Origin of the sequence: Aeromonas sp. 602200 (assembly GCF_049173895.1) — a bacterium.
Taxonomy (GTDB): domain Bacteria; phylum Pseudomonadota; class Gammaproteobacteria; order Enterobacterales; family Aeromonadaceae; genus Aeromonas; species Aeromonas veronii_A.
The window spans coordinates 103,792-127,943 of record NZ_JAAKSL010000009.1; the positions used below are offsets into that span (position 1 = coordinate 103,792).

Annotated in this window: 20 protein-coding genes; 12 read left to right on the forward strand and 8 right to left on the reverse strand. The window is 61.3% G+C overall.

The genetic code is table 11. The features are described from left to right. Positions 1-58 precede the first annotated feature (58 nt). Positions 59-361, reverse strand: coding sequence for a c-type cytochrome (locus G5221_RS12430; protein WP_005340687.1), 303 nt, complete (start codon positions 359-361; stop codon positions 59-61). Positions 362-466: 105 nt separating this feature from the next. Here G5221_RS12430 and G5221_RS12435 point away from each other — a divergent pair, with 105 nt between their 5' ends. The 3 genes from G5221_RS12435 (at position 467) to G5221_RS12445 (ending at position 3,026) form a co-directional block, all read left to right on the forward strand. Beyond that, the gene (locus G5221_RS12435) at positions 467-1,894 is read left to right on the forward strand and encodes a protein adenylyltransferase SelO (RefSeq protein WP_042054244.1); all 1,428 of its coding nucleotides are present in this window, start codon (positions 467-469) and stop codon (positions 1,892-1,894) included. A 10-nt stretch (positions 1,895-1,904) separates the two neighbouring features. Further along, the gene (locus G5221_RS12440; protein ID WP_421263329.1) at positions 1,905-2,192 is read left to right on the forward strand and encodes a DUF3630 family protein; all 288 of its coding nucleotides are present in this window, start codon (positions 1,905-1,907) and stop codon (positions 2,190-2,192) included. A 159-nt stretch (positions 2,193-2,351) separates the two neighbouring features. Further along, positions 2,352-3,026, forward strand: a complete 675-nt coding sequence (locus G5221_RS12445; RefSeq protein ID WP_042054242.1) for a 7-cyano-7-deazaguanine/7-aminomethyl-7-deazaguanine transporter — start codon at positions 2,352-2,354, stop codon at positions 3,024-3,026. Positions 3,027-3,295: 269 nt separating this feature from the next. Here the strand turns inward: G5221_RS12445 and rraA are convergent, their stop codons facing one another. Next, positions 3,296-3,781, reverse strand: a complete 486-nt coding sequence (gene rraA / locus G5221_RS12450) for a ribonuclease E activity regulator RraA (protein WP_005340678.1) — start codon at positions 3,779-3,781, stop codon at positions 3,296-3,298. A 146-nt stretch (positions 3,782-3,927) separates the two neighbouring features. Between rraA and G5221_RS12455 the strand changes: the two genes are divergently transcribed. Together G5221_RS12455 and G5221_RS12460 are read left to right on the forward strand one after the other, a co-directional pair. Then, entirely contained in the window at positions 3,928-5,781 is a 1,854-nt protein-coding gene (locus G5221_RS12455) for a methyl-accepting chemotaxis protein (protein ID WP_124928212.1), read from the forward strand. A gap of 122 nt (positions 5,782-5,903) precedes the next feature. Then, on the forward strand, positions 5,904-6,554 hold the full coding sequence (locus G5221_RS12460; RefSeq protein ID WP_021230765.1) for a chromophore lyase CpcT/CpeT: 651 nt from the start codon (positions 5,904-5,906) through the stop codon (positions 6,552-6,554). 100 nt (positions 6,555-6,654) lie between these two features. On the opposite strand, the gene rpmE is transcribed toward G5221_RS12460, so the two are convergent. Next, entirely contained in the window at positions 6,655-6,870 is a 216-nt protein-coding gene (rpmE, locus tag G5221_RS12465; protein ID WP_005340673.1) for a 50S ribosomal protein L31, read from the reverse strand. A gap of 147 nt (positions 6,871-7,017) precedes the next feature. Between rpmE and priA the strand changes: the two genes are divergently transcribed. Then, positions 7,018-9,225 carry a primosomal protein N' gene (priA, locus tag G5221_RS12470; RefSeq protein ID WP_421263330.1) on the forward strand — a complete coding sequence of 736 codons (2,208 nt, stop codon included), beginning with the start codon at positions 7,018-7,020 and terminating at the stop codon, positions 9,223-9,225. Positions 9,226-9,287: 62 nt separating this feature from the next. Here the strand turns inward: priA and G5221_RS12475 are convergent, their stop codons facing one another. Next, positions 9,288-10,379 (reverse strand): hypothetical protein, encoded by a 1,092-nt coding sequence (locus G5221_RS12475; protein WP_421263331.1) that lies wholly within the window; start codon positions 10,377-10,379, stop codon positions 9,288-9,290. Between the two features lie 255 nt (positions 10,380-10,634). On the opposite strand from G5221_RS12475, the gene G5221_RS12480 reads away from it, so the two are divergent. From G5221_RS12480 to dtd, 5 genes are all read left to right on the forward strand, one after another. Continuing rightward, a complete protein-coding gene (locus tag G5221_RS12480) occupies positions 10,635-12,068 on the forward strand; it encodes a DUF2867 domain-containing protein (RefSeq protein ID WP_421263332.1) in 1,434 nt (477 codons plus the stop codon). A 168-nt stretch (positions 12,069-12,236) separates the two neighbouring features. Further along, positions 12,237-13,463 (forward strand): aromatic amino acid transporter, encoded by a 1,227-nt coding sequence (locus G5221_RS12485; protein WP_100652317.1) that lies wholly within the window; start codon positions 12,237-12,239, stop codon positions 13,461-13,463. 254 nt (positions 13,464-13,717) lie between these two features. Next, positions 13,718-14,959 (forward strand): malic enzyme-like NAD(P)-binding protein, encoded by a 1,242-nt coding sequence (locus G5221_RS12490; protein WP_337073733.1) that lies wholly within the window; start codon positions 13,718-13,720, stop codon positions 14,957-14,959. Positions 14,960-15,135: 176 nt separating this feature from the next. Continuing rightward, positions 15,136-16,008: a virulence factor BrkB family protein gene (locus G5221_RS12495; RefSeq protein WP_005340664.1), complete on the forward strand. Its 873-nt coding sequence runs from the start codon at positions 15,136-15,138 to the stop codon at positions 16,006-16,008. Between the two features lie 86 nt (positions 16,009-16,094). Beyond that, a complete protein-coding gene (gene dtd / locus G5221_RS12500; protein WP_421263333.1) occupies positions 16,095-16,532 on the forward strand; it encodes a D-aminoacyl-tRNA deacylase in 438 nt (145 codons plus the stop codon). Here the strand turns inward: dtd and G5221_RS12505 are convergent. Further along, on the reverse strand, positions 16,521-17,201 hold the full coding sequence (locus G5221_RS12505; RefSeq protein WP_421263347.1) for a spermidine synthase: 681 nt from the start codon (positions 17,199-17,201) through the stop codon (positions 16,521-16,523). The two genes, dtd and G5221_RS12505, sit on opposite strands and share 12 nt — an antisense overlap. A 51-nt stretch (positions 17,202-17,252) precedes the next feature. On the opposite strand from G5221_RS12505, the gene G5221_RS12510 reads away from it, so the two are divergent. After that, a complete protein-coding gene (locus G5221_RS12510; protein WP_421263334.1) occupies positions 17,253-18,161 on the forward strand; it encodes a YiiD C-terminal domain-containing protein in 909 nt (302 codons plus the stop codon). A gap of 54 nt (positions 18,162-18,215) precedes the next feature. Here G5221_RS12510 and G5221_RS12515 read toward each other — a convergent pair whose 3' ends face one another. From G5221_RS12515 to pssA, 3 genes are all read right to left on the reverse strand, one after another. Beyond that, a complete protein-coding gene (locus G5221_RS12515) occupies positions 18,216-20,333 on the reverse strand; it encodes an AsmA family protein (RefSeq protein ID WP_421263335.1) in 2,118 nt (705 codons plus the stop codon). Positions 20,334-20,476: 143 nt separating this feature from the next. Beyond that, on the reverse strand, positions 20,477-22,546 hold the full coding sequence (gene recG / locus G5221_RS12520) for an ATP-dependent DNA helicase RecG (protein ID WP_204380495.1): 2,070 nt from the start codon (positions 22,544-22,546) through the stop codon (positions 20,477-20,479). A 190-nt stretch (positions 22,547-22,736) separates the two neighbouring features. After that, a complete protein-coding gene (gene pssA / locus G5221_RS12525) occupies positions 22,737-24,086 on the reverse strand; it encodes a CDP-diacylglycerol--serine O-phosphatidyltransferase (protein ID WP_421263336.1) in 1,350 nt (449 codons plus the stop codon). Between the last annotated feature and the right edge of the window lie 66 nt (positions 24,087-24,152).

A 24,152-nucleotide genomic window follows, 5' to 3' on the forward strand; every position in this document is an offset into this window, starting at 1 on the left:
GGCAGCCTAATCGACCAGGGTAAGCGCGGCTCGGAAGAACCTGGGGTCAGACGCGAGGTTATTTCAGGCTGGCGTAGAAGGCGGCCAGATTGTCGATATCCGCATCGGTCAGCGGCGCCATGAAGGGGTCCATCAAGGGCTCTTTGCGAGTGCCATCCTTGAACGCTTTCAACTGTTTCACCAGATAGGCGGCATTCTGACCCGCCAGATGGGGATAGTTGGGGATCATCGCCTTGCCTTCCACGCCGTGACAGGCGGCACAGACCGCCGCCTTGGCTTTGCCGGCTTCAATATCGGCAGCCTTGGCCTGATGACCCCACGCCAGTGCCAGCAAGGGCAGGGCATATACCCATTTTTGCATCTTCTTCTCCTTGAATTGAAAAATGATGGTTGCCAGTGAGCACAAGCATGGCTGACGGCAGTATAAAGAGTGACACGAGCATACGCAGGGACGAATGGCACAACCATGAAGTTGATCAACACTTTTGCGACCGAGCTGCCTTGGGCCTGTGAACCCGTGGTCCCCCAGCCGCTGCAGCAACCCCGGTTGCTTCATCTCAACCGGACTTTGCTGGATGAGCTGGGATTGGGAGGCGTCAGCGAGGCTGACTGGATCGCCTGTTGTGGCGAGGGAAAAGTGCTGCCCGGTATGCAGCCGGTAGCGCAGGTCTATGCCGGCCATCAGTTCGGGGGTTATAGCCCCCGGCTTGGAGATGGTCGTGCGCTGCTGTTGGGTGAGCAGCAGGCGCCGGATGGTCAGCGCTGGGATCTGCACCTGAAGGGGGCAGGAAAGACGCCGTTTTCCCGTTTTGGTGACGGTCGTGCCGTGCTGCGCTCCAGCATTCGCGAGTATCTCGCCTCCGAGGCGCTCCATGCCCTCGGCATCCCGACCACGCGGGCGCTGGTATTGGTGGGGAGTCAGGAGCCCGTTTACCGCGAGCAGGTGGAGACGGGAGCGACCGTGCTGCGCACCGCCCCCAGCCATCTGCGCTTCGGCCATATCGAGTATTTCGCCTGGAGCGGGCAGGGAGAGAAGATCCCGCCACTCATCGACTATCTGCTGCGCCACCACTTCCCCGAACAGGAGAGTGGTGCCGAACTGTTTGCCGAGGTAGTGCGCCGCACCGCGCGGCTGATTGCCAAATGGCAGGCGGCGGGCTTCTGTCACGGGGTGATGAACACCGACAATATGTCGCTGCTCGGCCTGACGCTGGATTACGGGCCATACGGCTTTATCGATGCCTACGTGCCCGATTTTGTCTGCAACCACTCGGACCCTGCGGGCCGCTACGCGCTGGATCAGCAGCCTGCGGTCGGTTATTGGAATCTTCAAAAACTGGCGCAGGCGCTGGCTGGCCATGTAGACGGTGATGCGCTGGCTGCAGCGTTGGCCCAGTACGAGCAGCAGCTGATGTTGCACTACTCCGAGTTGATGCGGGCCAAGCTCGGGCTGGCGGTGTGGGAGGAGGATGACCCGGCGCTGTTCCGCGAGCTGTTCCGGTTGCTGGCGGCCCACAAGGTGGATTACCACCTGTTCCTGCGCCGTCTCGGTGAGGTGGCGCAAGAGGGGGCGTGGCCTGCATCTCTGCTGGCCCTGTTGCCTGAACCACGGGGTTGGCAGGCGTGGCTGGAGCGCTATCGGGCGCGGCTGATGCGCGAAGGCAGCGAGGATGCCGTGCGCAAGGCGCAGATGGATGGCATCAATCCCAAGTATGTGCTGCGCAATGCGCTGGCCCAGCAGGTGATAGATGCCGCCGACGCAGGGGATATGCAGCCGTTTGAGCGGCTGTTCACCGCCTTGCAGCGCCCCTATGATGAACAACCCGAATATGAGGATCTCGCCACCCCGACTCCGGCATGGTATTGCGGTGGTGAGCTCTCCTGCAGTAGCTGAGAGATTGGGCATGAGTTGGCAAATCAAACAGGTAGATAGCGAAGCTGGCGTAGTGACGCTGGATTGTCCGGCACTCGACTGGGACACTTTTCCGCTGTTGGCGCAGGCCTTGCTGCGAGAGTGGGAGCTGCAGCCGCTCGAGCAGGATGCGGGGGCCGACCGCCATAGCTGGTTGCTGGAGTTTGAAGGGAGCCAGTTTCGGCTGGAGTACGAACACTACAGCGGCTGCTGGCTGGAGGCGGTGCGCCCGGCGGATCGGGAGGCGCTGCTCTGGCTCGCCAGACAGCACAAGCTGTGACTATCGTCCACAAGGCCTGCTCTGCCGCTGGCCAACCTGGACAAGCGTAATCGCATAAAGATTGAACTATCGGTTTTGGGGCGTATAATCTCGCCCCTCGATTATCGCCAATGGTGGCGATATGGGTTCCCTAACCCCATTAACCAAAAAGGTCACAAGATGAATCTGACCCCTGCGCAGTACCAAACGGCGCTTGTTCGCCTGTCGTTGTTCCACATTCTGATCATTGCCAGCAGCAACTATCTGGTGCAGCTGCCGATCACCGTGTTTGGCTTCCATACCACCTGGGGTGCGTTCAGCTTCCCGTTTATCTTCCTGGCGACCGACCTGACGGTGCGGATCTTCGGTGCCGGTCTGGCGCGCAAGATTATCCAGACCGTGATGCTGCCTGCGCTGGCGGTCTCCTATGCGCTCTCCGTGCTCTTCTTCGAAGGAAGCTTCCAGGGCGTTGGTCATCTGTCCGAGTTCAACCTGTTCGTGGCGCGTATCGCACTGGCCAGCTTTATGGCCTATCTGGTAGGGCAGTTCATGGATGTGGTGGTGTTCAACCGCCTGCGTCTGCTCAAGCAGTGGTGGATTGCGCCAGCGGCCTCCACCCTGTTCGGTAATCTGGTCGATACCATCGCTTTCTTCAGTGTGGCCTTCTGGCGCACCACAGATCCTTTCATGGCAGAGCACTGGGTCGAGATCGCAACCGTCGATTACGTATTCAAGTTGCTGATAAGCCTTGGTTTGTTCGTGCCGCTCTACGGTGTCTTGCTGCGCTACCTCAGCCGCAAGCTGGTGGGCGAGGCCGGATTATCCAGCCTGCAAACGGCCACCCGGCAAGCCTGACCAGATTGACCACCCTTCGCGGTGGTCAATTTTTTGCACTTTCTGCAAATAGCGCTTGCCTAGTTAAATGAGAATGATTATTGTTAACTTGTTTTCCGGGAAAGACTTCATTCGTTCCAACGTGATGGACTTCTTGTGAAGGCACGACATTGCTCACATTGCTTCCAGTTAAGGGCCAGTTTATCTGGCCCTCTTTTTTTGTCATTTTTCAGCAAGTTGCAGACATAAAAAACGGGAGCCAAGGCTCCCGTCGTCACGCTGTCTGTGGCTTACTCGATATCGAGTGCCTCGGGGGAGAGGATCACCCCTGTGGTATCGGCGTAGAGGTGGTCGTCGGGCAGGAAGGTCACGCCACCGAAGTTGACCGGCAGATCGGTCTCCCCTACATCCTTGCTGTCGGCACCGACCGGAATGGCTGCCAGTGCCTGAATGCCGATGTCCAGATCTTCCAGAATATCGACTTCGCGGACGCAGCCGTAGCAGACAATCCCTTCCCAATCGTTCTCGGCCGCCGTGGTGGCGATGTCGCTGTCGATCAGAGCTCGGCGCATGGAGCCACCGCCATCGATCAGCAAGACGCGTCCCAGCCCATTCTCTTTGACGAGTTCACGGATAAGACCATTCGATTCGAAGCATTTGACGGTGGTGATGACGCCGCCGAAAGAGGCGCGGCCGCCGAAGGAGCAGAGCATGGGTTCAAGCACATCCACCATGTCCTGATAGATGTCGCACAGTTCAGAAGTATTGTATTCCATAGTGTCAAATCCACGGCTGGAAACAGGTGCAACCAGTATAAGGAGTGGGTGTGGCATTTCAATGAATATTCCTTGCACAGATCACCTGTCGCCGCTTTTCTGCATAAGCTCAATGCAGTTCACTGCCAGTTTGCGAGAGGTCCATCGTGCTTATCCGTCATAAGTTGATCCTGAATACCGTGCTGGTTGCCGTTGCCATGCTGGTACTGAGCGGCCTGTTTATCTACTCCAGCCAGGTGCACCGTCACCTGACCGAAGCCCAGCGCAATATCGACCAGCTGGAGATCGCCATGCTCAACCTGCGGCGGGCCGAGAAGGATTTTCTGATCCGTAAGGATATGACCTTCGTCGAGCGCTTCAATCAGGGGCTGTCAGACTTTCACCAGCACAATCGGGAGCTGGTGACCGATGACAATCTGGCTGCCGTCGAGGGGGAGCTGACCAGACTGGATCAGCAGATCAGCGGTTATGGCAAAGCCTTCAACGATCTGGTGGCTCAGCAGCAGAAGATTGGTCTGGGGCCGGAGGAGGGGCTCTATGGCAAGCTGCGGGCGGCGGTGCATGAGGTGGAGAATGGGCTCAAGCAGCTGGATCAGCAGGGGCTGCTCATCACCATGTTGCAGCTGAGACGGGCGGAGAAAGACTTCATGCTGCGCTCCGATATCCAGTATCTGGAGCGTTTCGAAACCTTGCACAAGAGTTTTCAGGATAGTCTTGCCACTTTGCCGGAGGCGGATCGCGGCAAGTTGGAGCAGGCCAGCAAGCAGTACCGGCAGGACTTTGTGGCGCTGGTGCAGGGGATGCAGGTACTGGGGCTGAAAGAGGATGAGGGGCTGCGCAACCAGATGCGGGATCTGGTGCATCAGACCGAACAGGGATTTGCTGCTGTAGATCAGCACATTGTCGCTGAACTGGAGCGGCAGAGCGCTCGCCTCAACAGCCTGATGCTGGTCTGTGGCGGGGTGATTGTGGTGCTGATCGGCATCATGAGCGTGTTGCTGGGGCGCAGCATCGACCGTCCCATTACTCAGGTGAATGATACCGTCAACCGCATTCGTAAGGATAATGACCTGCGCCTGAAGATAGATCTGCGCGGGGCAGATGAAATGGCCCAGCTGGCAGGCAATCTCGACGTGATGCTGGGCGGGTTTCGCGATCTGATCGGCGATGTGAAGCAGAGCGTGCACACCCTGACTGAAGCGGCGGATCACCTCTCGGCCAACGTCAAGCGCACCAGTGAAGGGGCGGCGCGCCAGCTGCAGGAGACCGACATGGTGGCGACCGCGTCCACCGAGATGGGCTCTACCATCGAAGAGATCGCCCGCAACACCGAGCAGGCGGCCAACAATGCACAGGCGACCAACAACAAGGCGATGGAGGGGCGGACTGCGGTCGAGAATACTGTCGAGCAGATCCGCTCGCTGGCGGGCAATCTGGAGAGTTCATCCCGCGAGGTAAGCCAGCTGCAAAAAGAGAGCGAGACCATCGGCTCCGTGCTTGACGTGATCCGCGGCATTGCCGAGCAGACCAACCTGCTGGCCCTCAACGCGGCCATTGAAGCAGCCAGGGCAGGGGATCAGGGGCGCGGCTTTGCGGTGGTGGCCGATGAGGTGCGCAATCTGGCCATCCGTACCCAGAAATCAACCCAGGAGATCGCCGGCATCATCAGCTCGCTGCAGAAACAGACCGGCAGCATCGTCGAGGTGATGGCAACCTGCCGCGAGCAGGGCAACCGCAGCTCGGATCAGGCCAGTACCGCAGGGGAGTTGCTGGGGCAGATCACTCAGGATGTTACCAACATCATGGACATGAGCACCCAGATTGCGGCAGCCATCGAACAGCAGAGTCTGGTGGCCAACGAGGTGAACCGCAACGTCAACAACATCCGCGACATCGCCCAGGAGTCGAGCATCATGGCAGAGGAAAATGCGAGATCCAGCGAGGGTCTCAACGAGCAGGCCCAGCTGCTCAACAAGGCGGTGGCAAAATATCGGGTTTAGTGAGCGGACTGGCATCCTTGTGAGGTTTTTGCACCAGAGTGGCAATGATTTGATCGTAATGGCTGTTATTGGGGTAATTCGCTCATATAATCGCCGCCACTATGATGATTCGGAAGGATTCGATGGCAAAGTTGCTGGTGGCCGTATTCGGGCTGCTCTGTTCCTGTCTGGTGTTGGCAGGCTCGGCGCCTCAGGCTACCCCACTCAAGCCCGGTATGGAACCGCTGCTCAGCTGGTTCAACGGGGCCTTTACGAGCCGGGAGCAGGCCAGTTACGACAGCCGCTTTACCAGTGCCGAGCTGCGTCTGATGGAGATTTGGCCCGGCTATCAGGGCTATCGCTGGGTCTATGCCGAGCAGTATCTGAGCATGCGCTCCGTCCGTCCTTTCCGCCAGCGCATCTATCGCTTCTCCCCCGCCCCTGACGGGCGGATCCTGATGGCAGAGTTGACCATGCCCCGTGCCACCGATTTTGCCGGAGCCTGGCATGATCCCGCCCTGCTCGACAGTCTGACCCCACAGCAGCTCTCCTTGCGCCACGGTTGCGAGATCTGGCTGACCCGTACCCCCTCCGGCGAATATGCCGGTCATACCCGGGTGGGCCATTGCTCCACCGATTTTGGTGGTGCCACGACGCTGGTGCAGCATATCTGGATTGGCCCCGATAGCGTCAGATTGCTGGATCGCGCCTATGACAACGCAGGGAGTCCGCGCTGGGGTAGCCCGGGTGAGGGGTATGTCTATTTGCGTCGTTCCAAGGGGTTTGGTCAGTAGGGGAGAGTGCGTCTGGCTGCGGGAACATGAAGGATGAAAAACAGGGATCGTAAAAAAGGCGCCCATTGGGCGCCTTTTTCAGAATTCTTCAGAAGTAAAATTACTTCTTGGTGGTCATCGCACCGAAACGCTTGTTGAACTTGTCTACGCGGCCGCCGCTAGAAACTTCTTTCTGCTTGCCGGTGTAGAACGGGTGGCACTCGGAGCACACGTCCAGGTTCAGATCTTTACCGATGGTAGAGAAAGTGTTGATGACGTTACCGCAAGAGCACTTGGCGGTGATGGCTACGTAGTCAGGATGGATACCAGCTTTCATGGACAACCTCAATTAATAGGCCGTGTCGCCATCCGATCTCTTGTCGGACACCACACGATTGTTGAACACAGTTTCAAAGGCTGCGAATAATATAGGAAATGCCTGAGATCAGGCAAGTGGCTTCGCAGAAAAAATAGGCAACCCCTGGTGAATTCTCCCCAAACGCTGGATCTGGTTCGTGTCGCTGTCCCGGTACCGTTACGCCGTCACTTCGACTATCTCTCTCCCCTGCCGTTACCTGCCCCCGGTTGCCGGGTCGAGATCCCTTTCGGTCCCCAGACCCTGGTCGGGCTGGTGGTGGATCATCCGGCTGACAGCCAGGTGCCCCGCAACAAGCTCAAGCCCATCAAACGGGTATTGGACACGGCACCAGTGCTAGGGCCGGATATTCTGGCGCTGATGAACTGGAGCGCCAGCTACTACCAGCATCCGCTGGGTGAGGTGCTGCCCCACGCCCTGCCGGTGCTGGTGCGCAAGGGGGAGCCTGCCGCTTATCGTGAACTGGAGTTCTGGTTTGCCACCGAGGCGGGCATGACTATCGACATCAACGAGCTCAAGCGGGCGGCCAAGCAGCAGCAAGCGCTCGCCTTGCTGCGCAAGGGGCCGCAGACCCCCTCCGCTCTCAAGCAGGAGGAGATCCAGAGCGCAGCTCTCACCGCGATGGAGAAGAAGGGGCTGCTGGAGAAGCGCTCGCTGGAGCCAAGCCATGACGGCGAGTGGGCTACCCGTTTCGAGCCGGGGGAGGGGCTGCGCCTCAACGGCGAACAGGCACTGGCCGTCTCCGCCGTTACCAGCCAGAGCGACAAGTTCGGTGCCTTCCTGCTCGATGGCATCACAGGTTCCGGCAAGACCGAGGTCTACCTGAGCATCCTCGAGCCGTTGCTCAAGGCGGGCAAGCAGGCGCTGGTGATGGTGCCGGAGATCGGCCTCACCCCGCAGACCATCAACCGCTTCCGTCGCCGCTTCAACGTGCCTGTGGTGGCGATGAACTCCGCCATGAACGACAGGGAGCGGCTCGATGCCTGGCTCGCCTGTCGAGACGGCGCCGCCGCCATCCTGATCGGCACCCGCTCTGCGGTGTTCACCCCGTTTCACAACCTCGGCATCATTATCATCGACGAGGAGCACGACGGCTCTTTCAAGCAGCAGGACGGTTTTCGTTACCACGCGCGGGATCTGGCGGTGATGCGGGCTCATCGTGCCGGTATCCCCATCCTGCTTGGCTCGGCCACCCCGTCGCTGGAGACGCTGCACAACGCCCGCACCGGCAAGTATCACCATCTCACCCTGACTCGCCGTGCCGGTAACGCCCAGACCGCCCGTCAGGTGATCCTGGATATCAAGAACGTGCGGCTGCAGGCCGGGCTCTCTCCCCAGCTGGAGCAGCTGATGGCAGAGCATCTGGCGGCGGGCAATCAGGTGATGCTGTTTCTCAACCGCCGTGGCTATGCCCCGGCTCTGATCTGCCACCAGTGCGGTTGGAGCGCCGCTTGCGAGCGTTGCGATGCCTGGTACACCTGGCATCAGGCCGGACGACGGCTGCACTGTCACCACTGTGACAGCGTGCGCCCGTTGCCACACCACTGCCCCGAGTGTGGCAGCAACGAGCTGATCGGATCGGGAGTGGGCACCGAACAGCTGGAACAGCTGCTTACCACAGTGTTCCCGCAATATCCGGTAGTGCGCATCGATCGGGACAACACCCGCCGCAAGGGGGAGCTGGAGACCCATCTCGGCGACATCAAGGCGGGCAAGTACAAGATCCTGATCGGCACCCAGATGCTGGCCAAGGGCCACCACTTCCCAGATGTGACCTTGGTGGGGCTGCTGGATGTGGATGGCGCCCTGTTCAGCGCCGATTTTCGCGCGGCCGAGAAACTAGCCCAGCTCTACACCCAGGTGGCGGGCCGTGCCGGTCGTGCCAGCAAGCCCGGGTTGGTGGTGCTGCAGAGCCACCATCCCGAGCATGCCCTGCTGCAGGATCTGACCCAGAACGGTTACGGCCACTTCGCCGATACGGCGTTGAAAGAGCGCCGCCTGCTGGGGTTGCCGCCCTTCAGCTATCAGGGGCTGTTCCGCGCCGAGGCCAATGGCCGCGACGAAGTTCAGCTGTTCCTCGCCCGCCTCGCCGATACTCTGCGCAGCGCCCGCTATCCCCACGTTCAGGTGCTGGGGCCCATCAGCGGCTTTATGGAGCGCAAGGCGGGCAAGTTTCGCATGCAGTTGCTGGTGCAGGGGCCGAATCGGGCACCGCTGGCCCAGTTGCTGGACTGGGCGGTGAAGGAGCTGGAAAGCTGGCCCGAGACCAAAAAGGTGCGCTGGAGTCTGGATATCGACCCCACCGAGCTGAGTTGATGGAGCGGAATTGGTCGCTGGCAGTTATCGTCAGCGACCGATGGGTGATTTCATTTCAAGGCTCAGACCCGCAGATCGATCTGCTGCACCCACCCCCCCTTGCCCTGTTCGGTGAGATAGAGGCCGGATTGGCGCATCACCCCCTGATTGCCGCTCTCCCCCAGATGGTTGAAGGGGGTGTCGAGGGGGCGCAGCAGGATGGCGCCGATCCCCAGTTCGACCAGCGCGATAGGTGCGTGCTCCGGATGCCAGAACTGCAGGGCTGAAAACTGGCTATCCCCCTCATCCAGCACCCCGTTGCCATCCTCATCCAGGGTGGCCAACTCGCCGAAGCCATTGCCGGAGCGAGCACCAAACAGCTCGCCCCCATCGTCTATGGTGCCGTTGCCATTGCGATCCAGCGCCACAAAGCCGCTGCCTTCACTCAAGCCCGGCAGGCTATCCTCTTTGCCATCCTGATCGATATCGAAGTTGACCCGTGCCTCGGTCAGATCGGCAATCTTGCCATCCAGACTGAGCACCAGCGGGTCTTTCAGGGCATTGAGGGTGGTGCGCCGCTGGCTCACCTCCAGCTGGCGCCAATCGAGCACAAAGCCGAGATCGAGCTGAATAGTCTGATCATCCCGAGTCGCTACGCTGGCCGATGCCACCACGTTGAGCTGCTCCTGTTGCAGCAGGGTGTCTGTCACCTCCACCAGTTGATCCGGCTCGGCGGCCTGAGCTGCGGCTTCTCCTTGGGTCACCCCTTCGCCCCCCTCTTCGGTGGGTTTGATCGGCTTGGGCAGCTCGATCTCGTGGCCCAGCATCGCCTCGATCATCAGCTTGATCAGCCGCTGGCGGTTATCCAGCCCATCGTCGGGAATACCATCCTGCTCTTTGCCGACGTCCGCTGCGGGCGGGGCGGGAGGTGTTGCTGCTTGCTGATTGGCGGCGGATTGCCTCGCGGTTTGCAGCGTCAGGGCGCTGGTGAGGGTCAGGGTGCTGCTGCGTTCGCTGGCCACTGCCGTGTTGTTGCCCTCCGGTGGATTAACGACGGGTGGCACGGGCCCGAGGTTGCGCACCTTGCGGCTCTGGGCCTGTTGTTGCCGGTATTGCACCTCCCCCTGGAGGTCGTAGTGATCGATGCGCATACGTTCGCCCTCGGCGCTATACATCTGGTCAGTTATCGACCAGCGAATGAGCAGGGCTTAACACCAAATCGGACTAATCAGGGAGGTGGTTAGTACTAGGTTGCAAGGTGGTGGCGTGGCAGGATGATGGGCATGCGGGTGCTGGTCCGTTTGCCCAAGCGCAGGGCGCAACATGTGAAGAGGAAGAGAGGATGAGAAATTGTCTGGTGATGGACGTGGCGGGCTATGGTGGATTCCTGTCTGGCGCCCCTTGCATCAATGATGTTGAGGGCTTCACTCATGCGTAACTGTCTGGTGATGGGAGCGGCAGGCTATATCGGTTCCTATCTGGTGCCCCACCTGCAAACCCTGGGCTACAAGGTGATTGCCGGGGCGCGCCGTCCCTGCCGCTTGCCTGAGGGGGTGGAGTTTCGCCTCGCCGATAGCCTAAAGCCCATCACTCTGCTGCCTGCGCTGGCGGGCATTGATACCGTCTTCTATCTGGTCCATGCCATGGGGGCGGGGGCCGATTTTCACCGGCTGGAGCAGCAGGGGGTAAAGAACTTCGCTGCCGCCGCCCGTGCCGCCGGGGTGCGCCGCATCATCTATCTCGGGGCAATCCAGCCCGAGCAGTGCAACAGCCGCCATCTCAACTCCCGACGCTACTGTGGCGAGCTATTTCGTGACTCCGGCGTACCGACGGTAGAGCTGCGCGCCGGCATCATCATCGGGCCCGGTTCGGCGGCGTTCGAGGTGATGCGGGATCTGGTGTTCAACCTGCCGATGATGGTGACGCCCAAATGGGTGCGCTCGCGCACGCCCCCCATAGCCCTCTCCAACCTGCTGCACTATCTGGGCGGGCTGGTGGAAGCCGACGAGGTGGATGGCCGCATCTTCAATGCGGTCGGCCCAGAACTGCTCAGTTATCAACAGCAGTTGCAGAAGTTCGCCGCTCATATCGGCAAGCGCTGCCCCATCATTCCCATCCCGTTTCTGAGTCCGCGCCTCTCCGCCTGGTGGCTGCAGTTCGTCACCTCGGTGCCTCAGCCGGTGGCCAAGGCGCTGGTGGGGGGTCTCAAGCACGATATTCCGGCCGATGATGGCCCGCTGCGGGCCCTGCTGCCCCAGACCCTGCTCAGCTTCGACGAGGCGCTGGCGGAGAGTCTGGCGCTGGAGCAGAAGCTGGGTGCCGAACAGCAGGGGCAGGAGACGCCGCTCGGCCTGCGCTGGCGCCATCCCGAATATGGTTTCTATGACCGTACCGCCAGCGGCGAGGCCATCTGCCTTGCCTCTCCCGAGGTGGTGTGGCAGGTGTTGCAGCAGCTGGGGGGTGAGCAGCGCTATTTCTACATGAACGAGTTGTGGGTGGTGCGCGAATGGATGGATCACCTGATCGGCGGTCCGGCCCGTACCCGTGGCCGCAGCAATCCCGATCGCTTTGTGAAGGGGGACATGCTTGACTCCTGGCAGATCCTTGGGGTGGATGAGGGGCGCAGGCTCGATCTCTTGTTCAACATGAAGGCTCCGGGCGTCGGGCGGCTGGAGTTCAACATACTGCCGGAGGAGTCGGGTCTGACCCGCATCCGGGTCACCGCTCACTGGCACCCGCAGGGCGCCTGGGGGTTGGCCTACTGGCTCGCCATGCTGCCGTTCCACCTCTTCATTTTTCAGGGGATGACAGAAGCCATCGCCCGCCAGGCCGAAGCGAGGGCAGGTATCTCGGTGATGGATTAACCCTCTTCACATCATTCCCGCATAAAAAGTGCCCCGTTTGGGGCACTTTTTATGCGGCGGCCATGCCCGGTTATGGCAGATAGTGGTAGGCGTCTCATGGCAAAGGCTGGCATCATGCCGCGGTCTTGTTTACCGCGGATAGATAATCAGTCAGAAAAAGAAGGGATTATGAAGAAAAAACCGTCAATTTTGGGGGGCGCCTGCATCATTGCCAGCGTCTGCGTGGGAGCCGGCATGCTCGGTCTGCCAAGTTCGGGGGCGGGGGCCTGGACCCTCTGGTCGGTGCTGGCGCTGACTGTCACCATGGTGATGATGACCCTCTCCGGCTGGATGTTGCTGGAATCCTTCCAGCACCACGATATGCGGGTCTCCTTCAATACCGTGACTCGCGAGCTGCTGGGGGAGAAGCTCAATCTCCTCAACAACCTCTCGGTCTACTTTGTTGGCGGCATTCTGCTCTACGCCTATATCACCTCCTCCGGTGCCATCCTGCAGGGCATTCTGGGGATCGACAGCAAGCTTGCATCCGTGCTGTTTGTGGCGCTCTTCTCTGCGGTGGTGTGGCACTCGACCCGCGCCGTTGACCGTATTTCGGTGGTGCTGATCGCCTTCATGATCCTCAGCTTCGCTCTCGGTGTGGCCGGTCTGCTCGGCAGTATCAAGCTGCCGACCCTGCTCGATCTGGCGGGCAGCGAGAGTCGCTACGCCCCCTATGCCATGGCGATGTTGCCGGTGGCGCTCACCTCGTTCGGCTATCACCACTCGGTCGCCTCCCTGCGTGCCTATTACCAGAACGAGCAGCAGGCCAGATGGGCCATTCTGGGGGGAACCCTGATCGCGCTGGCGCTCTACGTGCTCTGGCTGCTGGGGATCTTCGGCAACCTGCCCCGTCAGGATTTTGCTCCCGTGATTGCCAAGGGAGGAGACGTGAGCGTGCTGCTCTCTGCGCTTTCAGGGGTGATCGAATCAGAGAAGGTGGCCAGCGCCATCAACGGCTTCTCCATGGCGGCCATCCTCTCCTCCTTTATCGGAGTGGGGCTCGGGGTGTTCGACTATCTGGCTGATCTGTTCAAGTTCGATAACAGCCGCGCCGGTCGCTGCAAGACCTGGGCGGTCACCTTCCTGCCGCCGCTGCTGCTCTCCCTGCTCTTCCCGTTTGGCTTCCTGCTGGCCATCGGCTATGCCGGTGCCGCCGCCACCATCTGGACCTGCATCATCCCGGCACTGCTGGTGTTGCGCACCCGGGCACGGGCCGAGCGGGGCGAAGTGACACCCCACTTCGTTACCCCCGGCGGCAAGTTGATGGCCTGGTTGCTGATCCTGTTCGGATTGGCGACCGCGCTGTTCCACTTCCTGTCGATGGCAAATCTGTTGCCGGTCTATCTGGGCAACTGAGTCAGGTCTACAGCACTGACAGAAAGGGCGGCAAGGCCAACTTGCCGCCCTTTTTGCGCCATTTTTACCCCACATGGCAGGATCTATAACTAAAGTGGTAGGTGTGGGTGGGGTAAGGTGCTGAAAGAACTGGTCTGATCTGGCTGGCGGCAGCATGATCTGCTGGGCATGCCCACCGCTTTCTTTTATGATCCCCGCCCTTCTGCGTGCCCCCTGTCGGCACCTCATTTGCACCAACCACATCGGGGTCCCCCATGTCCGATCTGCGTCAAGAAGCACTCGATTACCACGCCCAGCCCGTACCGGGCAAAATTGCCATCGCCCTGACCAAGCCTGCCGAAACCGCCCGCGATCTGGCGCTGGCCTACAGCCCGGGTGTTGCCGAGCCGGTGCGCGAGATCGCCGCCAACCCGGCCGATGCCTATCGCTATACCGGCAAGGGCAATCTGGTGGCCGTCATCTCCAACGGCACCGCCATTCTGGGTCTGGGCAATCTGGGGCCGCTGGCTTCCAAGCCGGTGATGGAGGGCAAGGCCCTGCTGTTCAAGCGCTTTGCCGGCATCGACGCCATCGACATCGAGGTGAAGCACGAGACCAGCCAGCAGTTTATCGACACGGTGGCGGCCATCGCCGATACCTTCGGTGGCATCAATCTGGAAGATATCAAGGCGCCGGAGTGTTTCGAGATTGAAGAAGAGCTGATCGCGCGCTGCGACATTCCGGTGTTCCACGATGACCAGCACGGTACCGCCATCGTCACCGCCGCCGGTCTGCTCAATGCGCTGGAGATCCAGGGCAAGCTCATCAGCGACAGCCGCATCGTCTGCATGGGGGCGGGGGCAGCCGCTACCGCCTGCATGGACCTGCTGATCAAGTGTGGCGCCAGGGTGCACAACATCTTCATGCTGGATCGTCAGGGTGTTATCCACACCGGCCGCAGCGATCTCAACAAGTACAAGCAGCGCTTCGCCAACGAGACCCCGCTGCGCACCCTGATGGATGTCATCGAAGGGGCGGATGTGTTTGTCGGTGTTTCCGGCCCCGATGTGCTGCCCGCCGAAGCGGTCGCCCTGATGGCGCCCAATCCGGTGATCTTCGCCTGCTCCAACCCGGATCCGGAGATCAAGCCTGCGCTGGCCCACGGGGTGCGCAGCGACCTCATCATGGGGACCGGTCGCTCCGACTACCCGAACCAGATCAACAACGTGCTCTGCTTCCCCTTCATCTTCCGCGGTGCCCTCGATGCCCGCGCCAGCCGCATCAACGATGCCATGAAGATTGCTGCGGTCGAGGCGATCCGCGCGCTGGCCAAGGAGCCGGTGCCGGCCGAAGTGCTGACCGCCGCCGGGGTGAGCGAGCTGGCCTTCGGCAAGGATTACGTCATTCCCAAGCCGATGGATGCCCGTCTGCTGCCGCGCGTAGCCCGCGCCGTGGCGCTGGCGGCGGTGGCCTCCGGCGTTGCCCGCATCGAGCTGCCCGCGGACTACATGCTGTAATCCGGTGTTGCAAACGGCCCCATAGCGGGGCCGTTTTTATTTCTGTTTCTGACGACAGCCAGAGACGCCAGCCGGGTGACAGGTTGGGGCAGATGGAGGCAAATCGGGTTCAAAGGTGGTCAAACAGCGCTCTCCTCTGACACAATATTGCCACTATGACGCTAACGAGAATCAAGATGCAGCAGCCTGTCAGCGGCCGTTTGGCCCACGCCCTCTCCTTCTTGCGCCATGATGGTCGCCACTTTGCCCAGTTTGTCTGGGGCCGTTTCCAACAGGACAGATTGACGGTCACCGCCGGTTATCTGGCCTATGTCACCCTGCTTTCGCTGGTGCCGATGATCGCCGTGGTCTTTGGCATGATGTCCGCCTTCCCGGTGTTCCAGAGCCTCAAGCAGGCGATGGAGCAGTTCGTCTACCACAACTTTGTGCCGACTGCGGGCGATATGCTCAAGGAGTACATCGACGGCTTCGTCGCCAATGCCACCAACACCACGGCTGTGGGGATCGGGGCGCTGGTGGTGGTGGCGCTGATGCTGATCTCCGCCATCGACAAGAACCTCAACTACATCTGGCGTTCGACCCAGGGCCGCCCGCTGGCGCAGGCCTTTGCCATGTACTGGATGATCCTGACCCTGGGGCCTGTGCTTATCGGGGCCAGTATCGCCATCTCCTCCTATATCTTCTCGCTGCGGCTGTTTGGCGCCGAGAGCCTGTTCGGTATCGGTTATCTGCTGTTGCGCGGTTTGCCGTTCCTCTTCTCGGTGCTCACCTTCCTGCTGGTCTATACCGTGGTGCCGAACTGCAAGGTGCGGCTGATCCACGCCTTTATCGGTGCGCTGGTAGCTGCGACCCTGTTCGAGCTGGCCAAGCGCGGCTTTGCCATCTACATCACCAACTTCCCCTCCTATCAGGCCATCTACGGCGCGCTGGCCACCATCCCGATCCTGTTTGTCTGGGTCTATCTCAGCTGGCTGGTGGTGCTGCTGGGGGCTGAAACCACGGCCTGCCTCGGCGAATACGAGAAACCGGCGAGTGAGGAGCTGGGCTAAGCCATCGCCTTGGCCACCGGTTTATTGGTAGCATCGACGACCGCCCCTGCGAGGGGGCGGTCGTTCTGTTTTCAAAGGAGAGGGATGTGATTGCATTGATTCAGCGGGTCAGCGAGGCCAGCGTGACTGTCGAGGGGGAGGTGACCGGCGCCATCGGTCAGGGGCTGCTGGTACTGCTCGGGGTGGAGCAGGGGGATGATGAGGCCAAGGCCGACAAACTGCTGCACAAGGTGAGCGGCTATCGGGTCTTCAGTGACGAGAACGGCAAGATGAACCTCAATGTCGGCCAGATCGGCGGCAGCCTGCTGGTGGTCTCCCAGTTTACCCTGGCGGCCGATACCAAGAGTGGGATGCGCCCGAGCTTCTCCTGCGGTGCCCACCCGAGCGAGGCCGAACGCCTCTATGACTACTTCGTGGCCAGGGCCGCCGCCAGCGGCATCCCGACTGCAACCGGGCGTTTTGCCGCCGACATGAAGGTGGCGCTGGTCAACGAGGGGCCGACGACCTTCTGGCTACAGGTCTGAGGATGTTTCGTCCCGCGGTGTGACGTGGACGATCACGTTGATGAGCCCCGCGACCGGATAGGGGGTGGCGGGGCCAATCCACTGTTCGATCAGCGTCAGGGCGTGGGTTAGCTCCAGTTCGGTGCGTGGCAACAGGTTGATGACCAGAGTGCCGTTCAGCCGGGGTGCCAGCGCCCGGTAGAGCCGCTCCTGAAACAGCAGCAGCGGGTTGCCATCCTGACTGAAGAGATCGAGCAGGATGAGGTCGTACTGCTGCTCGCTCTGCTCGAGAAAGGCGAGGGCATCGGCCTGATGGAGTGCCGGAGCGGCGTGTTCATCGCTCTCCTGATGCTGGAAAAACTGCTGATAAACGGTCAGCACCTCTTCGTCGAGGTCGACGCACTCGTGGCGGGCATCTGGCCAGCGTTGGCAGAGATGGCGGGTGAGATCGCCGCCACCCAGACCCAGTTCTAGGATCCGGGTGGCCTGCTCCGGCAGCAGGCATGCGATGACCCGTTGATGGGGCAGACAGAGGGTCGCGGGGTTGGCGAGCGACATGGCGGATTGCACCACGCCGTCTATCTCCAGCCAGCGGTGCTGGTCATTTTCCTGTACCGTGAGGCGGCGCTGGGGTTTGACGCTGAGGTGCAACAAGTGATCGGCTTGGTACGCTTGCAGATTGAAGTCCATGAATTTGCACGGCAAGATGGTTTCCGACCAGTGTAACTCAAGGATGAAACTATGTACCGGGTAGTCACCCCTCAGACAGTCGCCGAGCTGGATGCCTACTACCAGTTGCGCTGGGAGCTTCTGCGTAAGCCCTTCAATCTGCCCGTCGGTTCCGAGCGGGACGAGTACGACACGGTCGCCATTCACCGGTTGATGCTGGCACCCGATGGCACTCCCATCGCGGTAGGCCGCCTCTTTATCGGCGGTGACGAGGCGCAGATCCGCTTTATGGCGCTGCGTCCGGAATATCGCGGTCAGGGGCTGGGTGCCAAAATGGTGGAGGATCTCGAGCAGCTGGCCCGCAGCGAGAAGGTGAAACGGCTGGTGATGAACGCCCGTCAGGAGGCGGTGGAGTTCTATCGCAAGTGCGGCTTTCTCGAAGTGGGGGGCGGCCCCGTCTCCTTTGGTCGGATTCCCCATCGCCAGATGATCAAATCCCTGAGCCCGTTGCAGACTATCCAGTACCGGCCGGAGTGGTGTCAGGATCTCACCACCCGCTGGTCGCGCGGGGTACCCATCAGCGAGAAGATGGGGATGCACATCAGCCACTACGATGGCCAGGCTTTCCACCTCAAGGCCAATCTGGCGGCCAATTTCAACGTGCATGGCAGCATGTTCGCCGGCAGTGTCTACAGCCAGTGCGTGCTGGCAGGCTGGGGGTTGATCTGGTTGCAGCTTAAAGAGGAGGGGCTGGTGGGCGAGCCGGTGCTGGCCGAGAGCTCCATCAAATATCATGGCCCGGTCGATGAGGAGCCCGAGGCGCGAGTAGCCCGCGAGGGGATGCCCGCTGTGCTGCAGCCGCTCAAACGGGGGGAGCCTGCCACCTTCAGCCTCAAGATCCAGCTGTTCAGCGGCAGCAAGCTGGCGGCGGAGTTCTGCGGTCACTATGTGGTGCAGCCGCCCCGCCGTCCGGGCCAGTAACCGCGTCGTTTCCCCATCAAACAACAAGGCCTCATCATGAGGCCTTGTCTGTTTTTACCCTTGTTGGCTGTCGCTTGTCTGCCCGGCTTGGGTCTGCACTTGGGCCTGGTTTTGGGCTTTCGTTGCGGGAGCCGGTCGCCAGAGCGGGGCGCTGTTGCCTTGCGGCGGATAGCGTACTCCCACTTCCCAGCCGCAAGAGTCCTGCTTCTGCGGGAAGCTCCAGGCCAGCGTGGGTTCCGTCAACGGCCCGCGCCACTGGCCGAGCAGCTCGGCGCAGCGGTTGCCGTTGAGGATCCCCAGATCCAGCTGCCACTGCTCGTTGACCAGATCGATCCCACCTTGCAGCGCCAGTAGATGGGTGATGGTGGAGGCGCCAGCCTGCTCGACTTGTAGTTGCCCCTTGTCGATCTTGCCCTGCAGCTTGATGCGGTAGAAGGGGGTGTCACCCTCCTGCATCGCCTGCCACAGCTGTTCCGGCGTCAGGGTGGGCGGGGTCGCTCCCTTGAACCACTCATCCAGCAGCGGATCTATCTTCACCTTGTCCCAGAACGGCTCGTCGGCATCGAGGGCAAAGCTGCCCTGCAGGGTTTGGCGCCACTCGCCCGCCGTTTTGCCATGTTCGGCTTGCAGATCGGCGCTCACGTCCGCCTTGCCAGCGAACGAGACAGGGGAGTGGAATATCTTGCCCCACTGCTGCAGATCCAGCTTGGTTGCCTGCAACTGCAGGCGGCTGCTCTGGCCCGGTTCGCGGCCCCACTGACCACTCAGACTGAGGGTGCCCTCATCCGGCAGCGAGCTGGTGAGTTTGCCCAGTTGCCAGGAGCTGGGGGTCAGTTCCCCATCCAGCTCGCCGTTGCGGGCGCTGAGTCCATCCCACACCAGCTCGAACCACTTGCTCTCGATACGGGCACGGCCAAGCAGCGGGCCGGGCTGATTGCCACGCAGGGCGAGATCACTCAGATAGAGCTGCCAGCCGGTCAGCGACAGGGGCAGGGTATCGTCGAAGGAGAGCACCTTGAGCTTGTCGAACGCCAGCTTGCGGATATCGACCTGCTGCGGGCGCCAGCTCTGCCAATCCTGCCACCACCCTTGTGGCAGGCTGATATCCATGCCGCTCAGCGCCACGTCTTTCAGGGTCAGCTTCTGCTGCTGGCTATCGAGGGAGAGCTCGACATTGAACTCCCCTTCATAGGCTTTGCCCCGCAGTTCACCGTCGATCTGCTGGGGCGAGAAGGCGAGCTTGCCCTTGATCTCCTCCAGCTGGAACAGACCACGACCCATGTCGCCCAGGGTGCCGCTCAGATAGCCGGTGGGCTGGCTGCCCGCCTGCCAGTTGAAGGCGGTGAGCTGGCCGCTGAAGTTGTTGAAGGAAAGCTCCTGATTGATGTCGTTGAGGCTGACGCCGTCCAGCTGACCGCGATCCAGCGATACGCTTTGCAACGGGAAGCGCTGCGGGAAGCCTTGCTGTGTCAGATCCCCCAGCTCCACCCGCATGCCGCGCGCCTTGAGATCGTGCAGTTGCAGGGTGCGAGCGGGCCAGTCCAGCACCATGCCGGTCTCCAGCAGACCGTCAAACAGGTTGGTCACCAGCTTGTCGGTGCGCAGCACTTCCCCTTCCAGCCGTCCTTGCAGGTTGAGACGGGCGAAGGTGAACTGCGGAGTCTCCAGCTGGCCGATATTGAGGCTCAGGTTGGCCTGTGGTTGCCGTTTCGGGTCGATCAGCTCCCAGTCGCTCAGGGTGGCATTGAGGCCGCGCAGGGTCAGCTCGGGGCTCTCCAGACTGAGTCGGTCTATGGTGCTGTCACTGATGGTGAGGGAGTGCACCGGCAGGTTCGGCAGCTGGTTGGGCAGCGGCAGCTTGATGGCGGGACGAATGAGATCGAGATGGGCGATGCGCACGTCGCGGCTCAGCCAGTCGATGCTCTCGATCTCCAGATAGATCTTGTCGAGTGAGACTGCATCGCCGTAACGCACCTGCTCAGCCAGCAGGGTGTAGGGGTGCAGCGGGTTGAACACCAGTCGCCCTATGGTGACCGGCACGCCGGTCTGCTGGCTGATCCAGCTGGCGATGGGGCCTTTGGCGCGCTCGGCGTCGAACAGGCCGAGGGCAACCCAGACAAACAGCAGCAGGAAGGCGAAGGTGTAGAGCAGGCCGCGTAGCCAGGAATTCATGGTTGCTTTCCTCCTGTTTTGGGGTGTGTTGTCAGGTGTTTGAGTAGTGATCTCGCAGACCGAGCTAGCGCCGTATCAAGGGTTCGACATGACTCGGATGCCTATCCATAAGGACATGTACCCATCTTCTGCATCTACCTCGGTCAGGCATTGGAATAGTGATCCCGTAAGCCGAGCCAGCGCCGTATCAAGGGTTCGACATGACTCGGATGCCTATCCATGAGGAAGCGTGCCATCTTCTGTACCTGTGGAATAAGCGGCTGATCCCGCACCAGATCGGCGATCTTGAGGTCGGCCAGACCGGTCTGGCGAGTGCCGAGCAGTTCCCCCGGGCCGCGCAGTTCCAGATCGCGCTGGGCGATGAGGAAGCCGTCGTTGGTCTCCCGCAGCACCCCGAGCCGGCTCTGGGCCGTCTTGGACAAGGGGGCATGATAGAGCAGCACGCAGTGAGAGGCCACCGCACCTCGGCCAACTCGGCCGCGCAACTGGTGCAACTGCGCCAGCCCGAGCCGTTCCGGATTCTCGATGATCATCAGGCTGGCGTTGGGCACGTCCACCCCCACCTCGATGACGGTGGTGGCGACCAGCAGTTGCAGTATGCCTGCCTTGAACTCCTCCATCACCCGCTGTTTCTCCACCGGCCGCATCCGACCGTGCACCAGCCCGATGTGCAGGCCGGGCAGCAGGTTCTGCAGTTCGGCGGCGGTATCCTCGGCGGCTTGGCACTCCAGCACCTCCGACTCCTCGATCAGGGTGCAGACCCAGTAGGCCTGCTTGCCCTCGGTGCAGGCGAGCTTGACCCGCTCGATCACGTCGCCGCGACGGCTGTCGGGCAGCGCCACTGTGGTGATGGGGGTACGGCCCGGCGGCAGTTCGTCGATGACCGAGGTGTCGAGGTCGGCATAGGCGGTCATCGCAAGGGTGCGGGGGATGGGGGTGGCGGTCATGATGAGTTGATGAGGATGTACCCCTTCACGCTCCCCTTTCTCACGCAGGGCGAGGCGCTGATGCACCCCGAATCTGTGCTGTTCATCGATGATGACCAAGGCGAGGCGCTGGAACACCACCTGCTCCTGAAAGATGGCGTGGGTGCCCACCACCATCTTGACGCTGCCATCTTTGATCGCGGCCAGCGACTCTTCCCGCGCCTTGCCTTTCTGTTTGCCAGCCAGCCAGCCGACTCCGATGCCGAGCGGCTCCAGCCACTTGGCGAAGTTGATGGCGTGTTGTTCCGCCAGCAGCTCGGTCGGCGCCATCAGCCCCACCTGACAGCCGTTGCCGATAGCCTGCAGGGCCGCCAGCGCCGCGACCAGCGTCTTGCCGGAACCCACGTCACCCTGCACCAGCCGCATCATGGGGTGGCTCTGTTGCAGATCCTTACTTATCTCGGCCACTACCCGGCTCTGGGCGCCGGTGGGCTTGAACGGCAGGGCGCCGAGCAGCTGTTCGACCAGCTCGGGCGCCGGTTTGAGAGCGCGAGCCAGCTGGGTTTGTGCCTGAGCACGCACCTTGAGTACCGAGAGGTTGTGCGCCAGCAGCTCCTCCAGTACCAGTCGCTGCTGGGCCGGATGCTGGCCGCTTTCGAGCAGCGGCAGCGCCACCGAGGGAGGCGGGCGATGCAGCAGCTTCAGGGCTGCGGCCAGTTCAATCTGATGGGGATAGAGTCCGGCGGGCAACAGCTCCTCCACGCCGTAGAGGTCGAGCTGGGCCAGCGCCTGATCGGTGAGGTTGCGCAGGGTGAGCTGGCGCAGCCCTTCGGTCGTCGGGTAGACGGGGGTGAGCGCCTCTTCGGTCTGACCGGCCTGTTCCTCGCCGAGCAGCTTGTACTCGGGGTGGGCCATCTCCAGCCCGTATTTGCCGGGACGAACCTCGCCAAAACAGCGGATCAGGCGGCCCGCCGCCAGACTATTTTTCTGGGCGGCGGTGAAGTTGAAGAAGCGCAGGGTGAGGGTGCCGGTACCGTCGCTGATGCGACAGACCATCATGCGGCGGCGCCCCATCACCAGCTGAGTGTCCTGGATTTCGCCCTCGACGGCGCCGTGCAGGCCGGGCGGCAGATCGCCGATGGGCCACACCTGGGTGCGGTCCTCGTAGCGCAGGGGGAGGTGGAACAGCAGATCCTGTACCGTGGCCAGCCCCAGCCGCTCGAGCTTCTCCAGCATCTTGCTGCCGACACCCTTGAGGCTATCGAGAGGAATTTTATCCAATTTCATCAATTAGATGCCCGAAAACACTGTAAATATGTCCAGATGATAGGGGTTGTTGAGGGGCCGATGCAAGCCGAGTTGCTGCTGGCAGGGCTGTCAAGGCGGGGGATACGGCGCATATAACAAAGGCCTGCCGAAAACGGGAGGCCTTTGTGCGGCTGCCAACAGGCAAGGTGCGGGCGCATGGCGCCCAAGGTCAGATAATCCGCTTGAGCAGCAGATGGGCCTTGACCCGATGGATCCGTCCCAGCAGCTTGCGCACCTGTTCCGGGTAGTCCTGGATCTGCTCCACCTGATCGAAGTGGCTGATCCGCTTGGTGTTGGTCAGGATGTTCTCCCGCTCCGCGTTGAACTGGGGACGCAGCAGGTGGCGACGATCGTGCACCAGCAGGCCATTCTCCAGATCCAGCGCCCAAGCGCGGGGGTTGAGGTTGTTGCCGGTGAGCAGGGCCCACTCGTCATCCACGAAGATCCCCTTGAGATGGTAGGAGTTGCGCTCGCAGCACCAGAGCATCAGGTTGAGGCGACCGTCGTCGATGTGGCGCTGGTTGCGCTCGGCAAACTTGCGCAGGTTGGTCTCGTAGAGATAGGGCAGGCCACCGATGGTGGAGAACTTCTCTTCCGGCGGAATGAAGAAGTCGTTGGCGGTCTTGTCGCCCACTACGATGGTGACTTTGCAACCGCGCTGCAGCAGATCCTCGATATCCTTGCTCAACTCCTTGGGGGGGTTGAAGTAAGGGGTGCAGATGAAGATCTCCCGCTCGGTGGCGCGCACCAGATTGCGGATCATCAGGTTGAGCTGATTGTTGCGCTTGCCCAGACCCACCATGGGGGTGACGGCCACTTCCTGAGTGTTGACCGGCATGGTGCTGAAGCGGTACTGGCTCTGGCGCAGGCTCTGCTTGAAGCGGCGGATTGGCCCCTTCAGCTGCTTGGCGCTGGGGATGTCGCTGCGATCCAGTCGCTGCACCGCGTCGCTCTTCACGAACAGATCATCCACGTAGTTGACCATGCTGCGGGCCAGCTCCGGGCTGGTGATCTGGTGATAGCGGTCGAAGCGGTAGCGATCCTGCTGGTGCAGGTAGATGTCGTTGAGGCTGGCGCCGGAGTAGAGCACCACATCATCGAAGATGAAGCCCTTGAGGTGGAGCACGCCGAGCAGCTCGCGCCCCTTGACCGGTACGCCGTAGATTTCGATCTGGTGCTCGTGTTCGGCAGCCATGGCCTGATACATCAGGTGGTTGCCGCCCTGCTTGCCTTTGCCGATCAGGCCGCGCTGAGCACGGTGGAAGTCGACGAACAGCTTGATGTCGAGGGCCGGATTGCGCTGCTTGGCGGCGTAGAGGGCGGCGAGGATCTCCCGGCCTGCTTCGTCATCCTGCAGATAGAGCGCGACCAGATAGATGCGCCGGGTGGCACTGGCGATAAGCGCAAGAATGCGGCGTTTGAAATCCTGGGCGCTGTAGAGCACTTCAAACTGATCCGCTGCGACGGCGATCTGGGGCAGGCGCGCCAGCAGTTGTCGATAATGGGCCGATGAATGCATAGATAAACCTGAAATCACGGGGTTAAGCGTTCCACTCGGAGCGATGAATAGGCGATTCTAGCAATC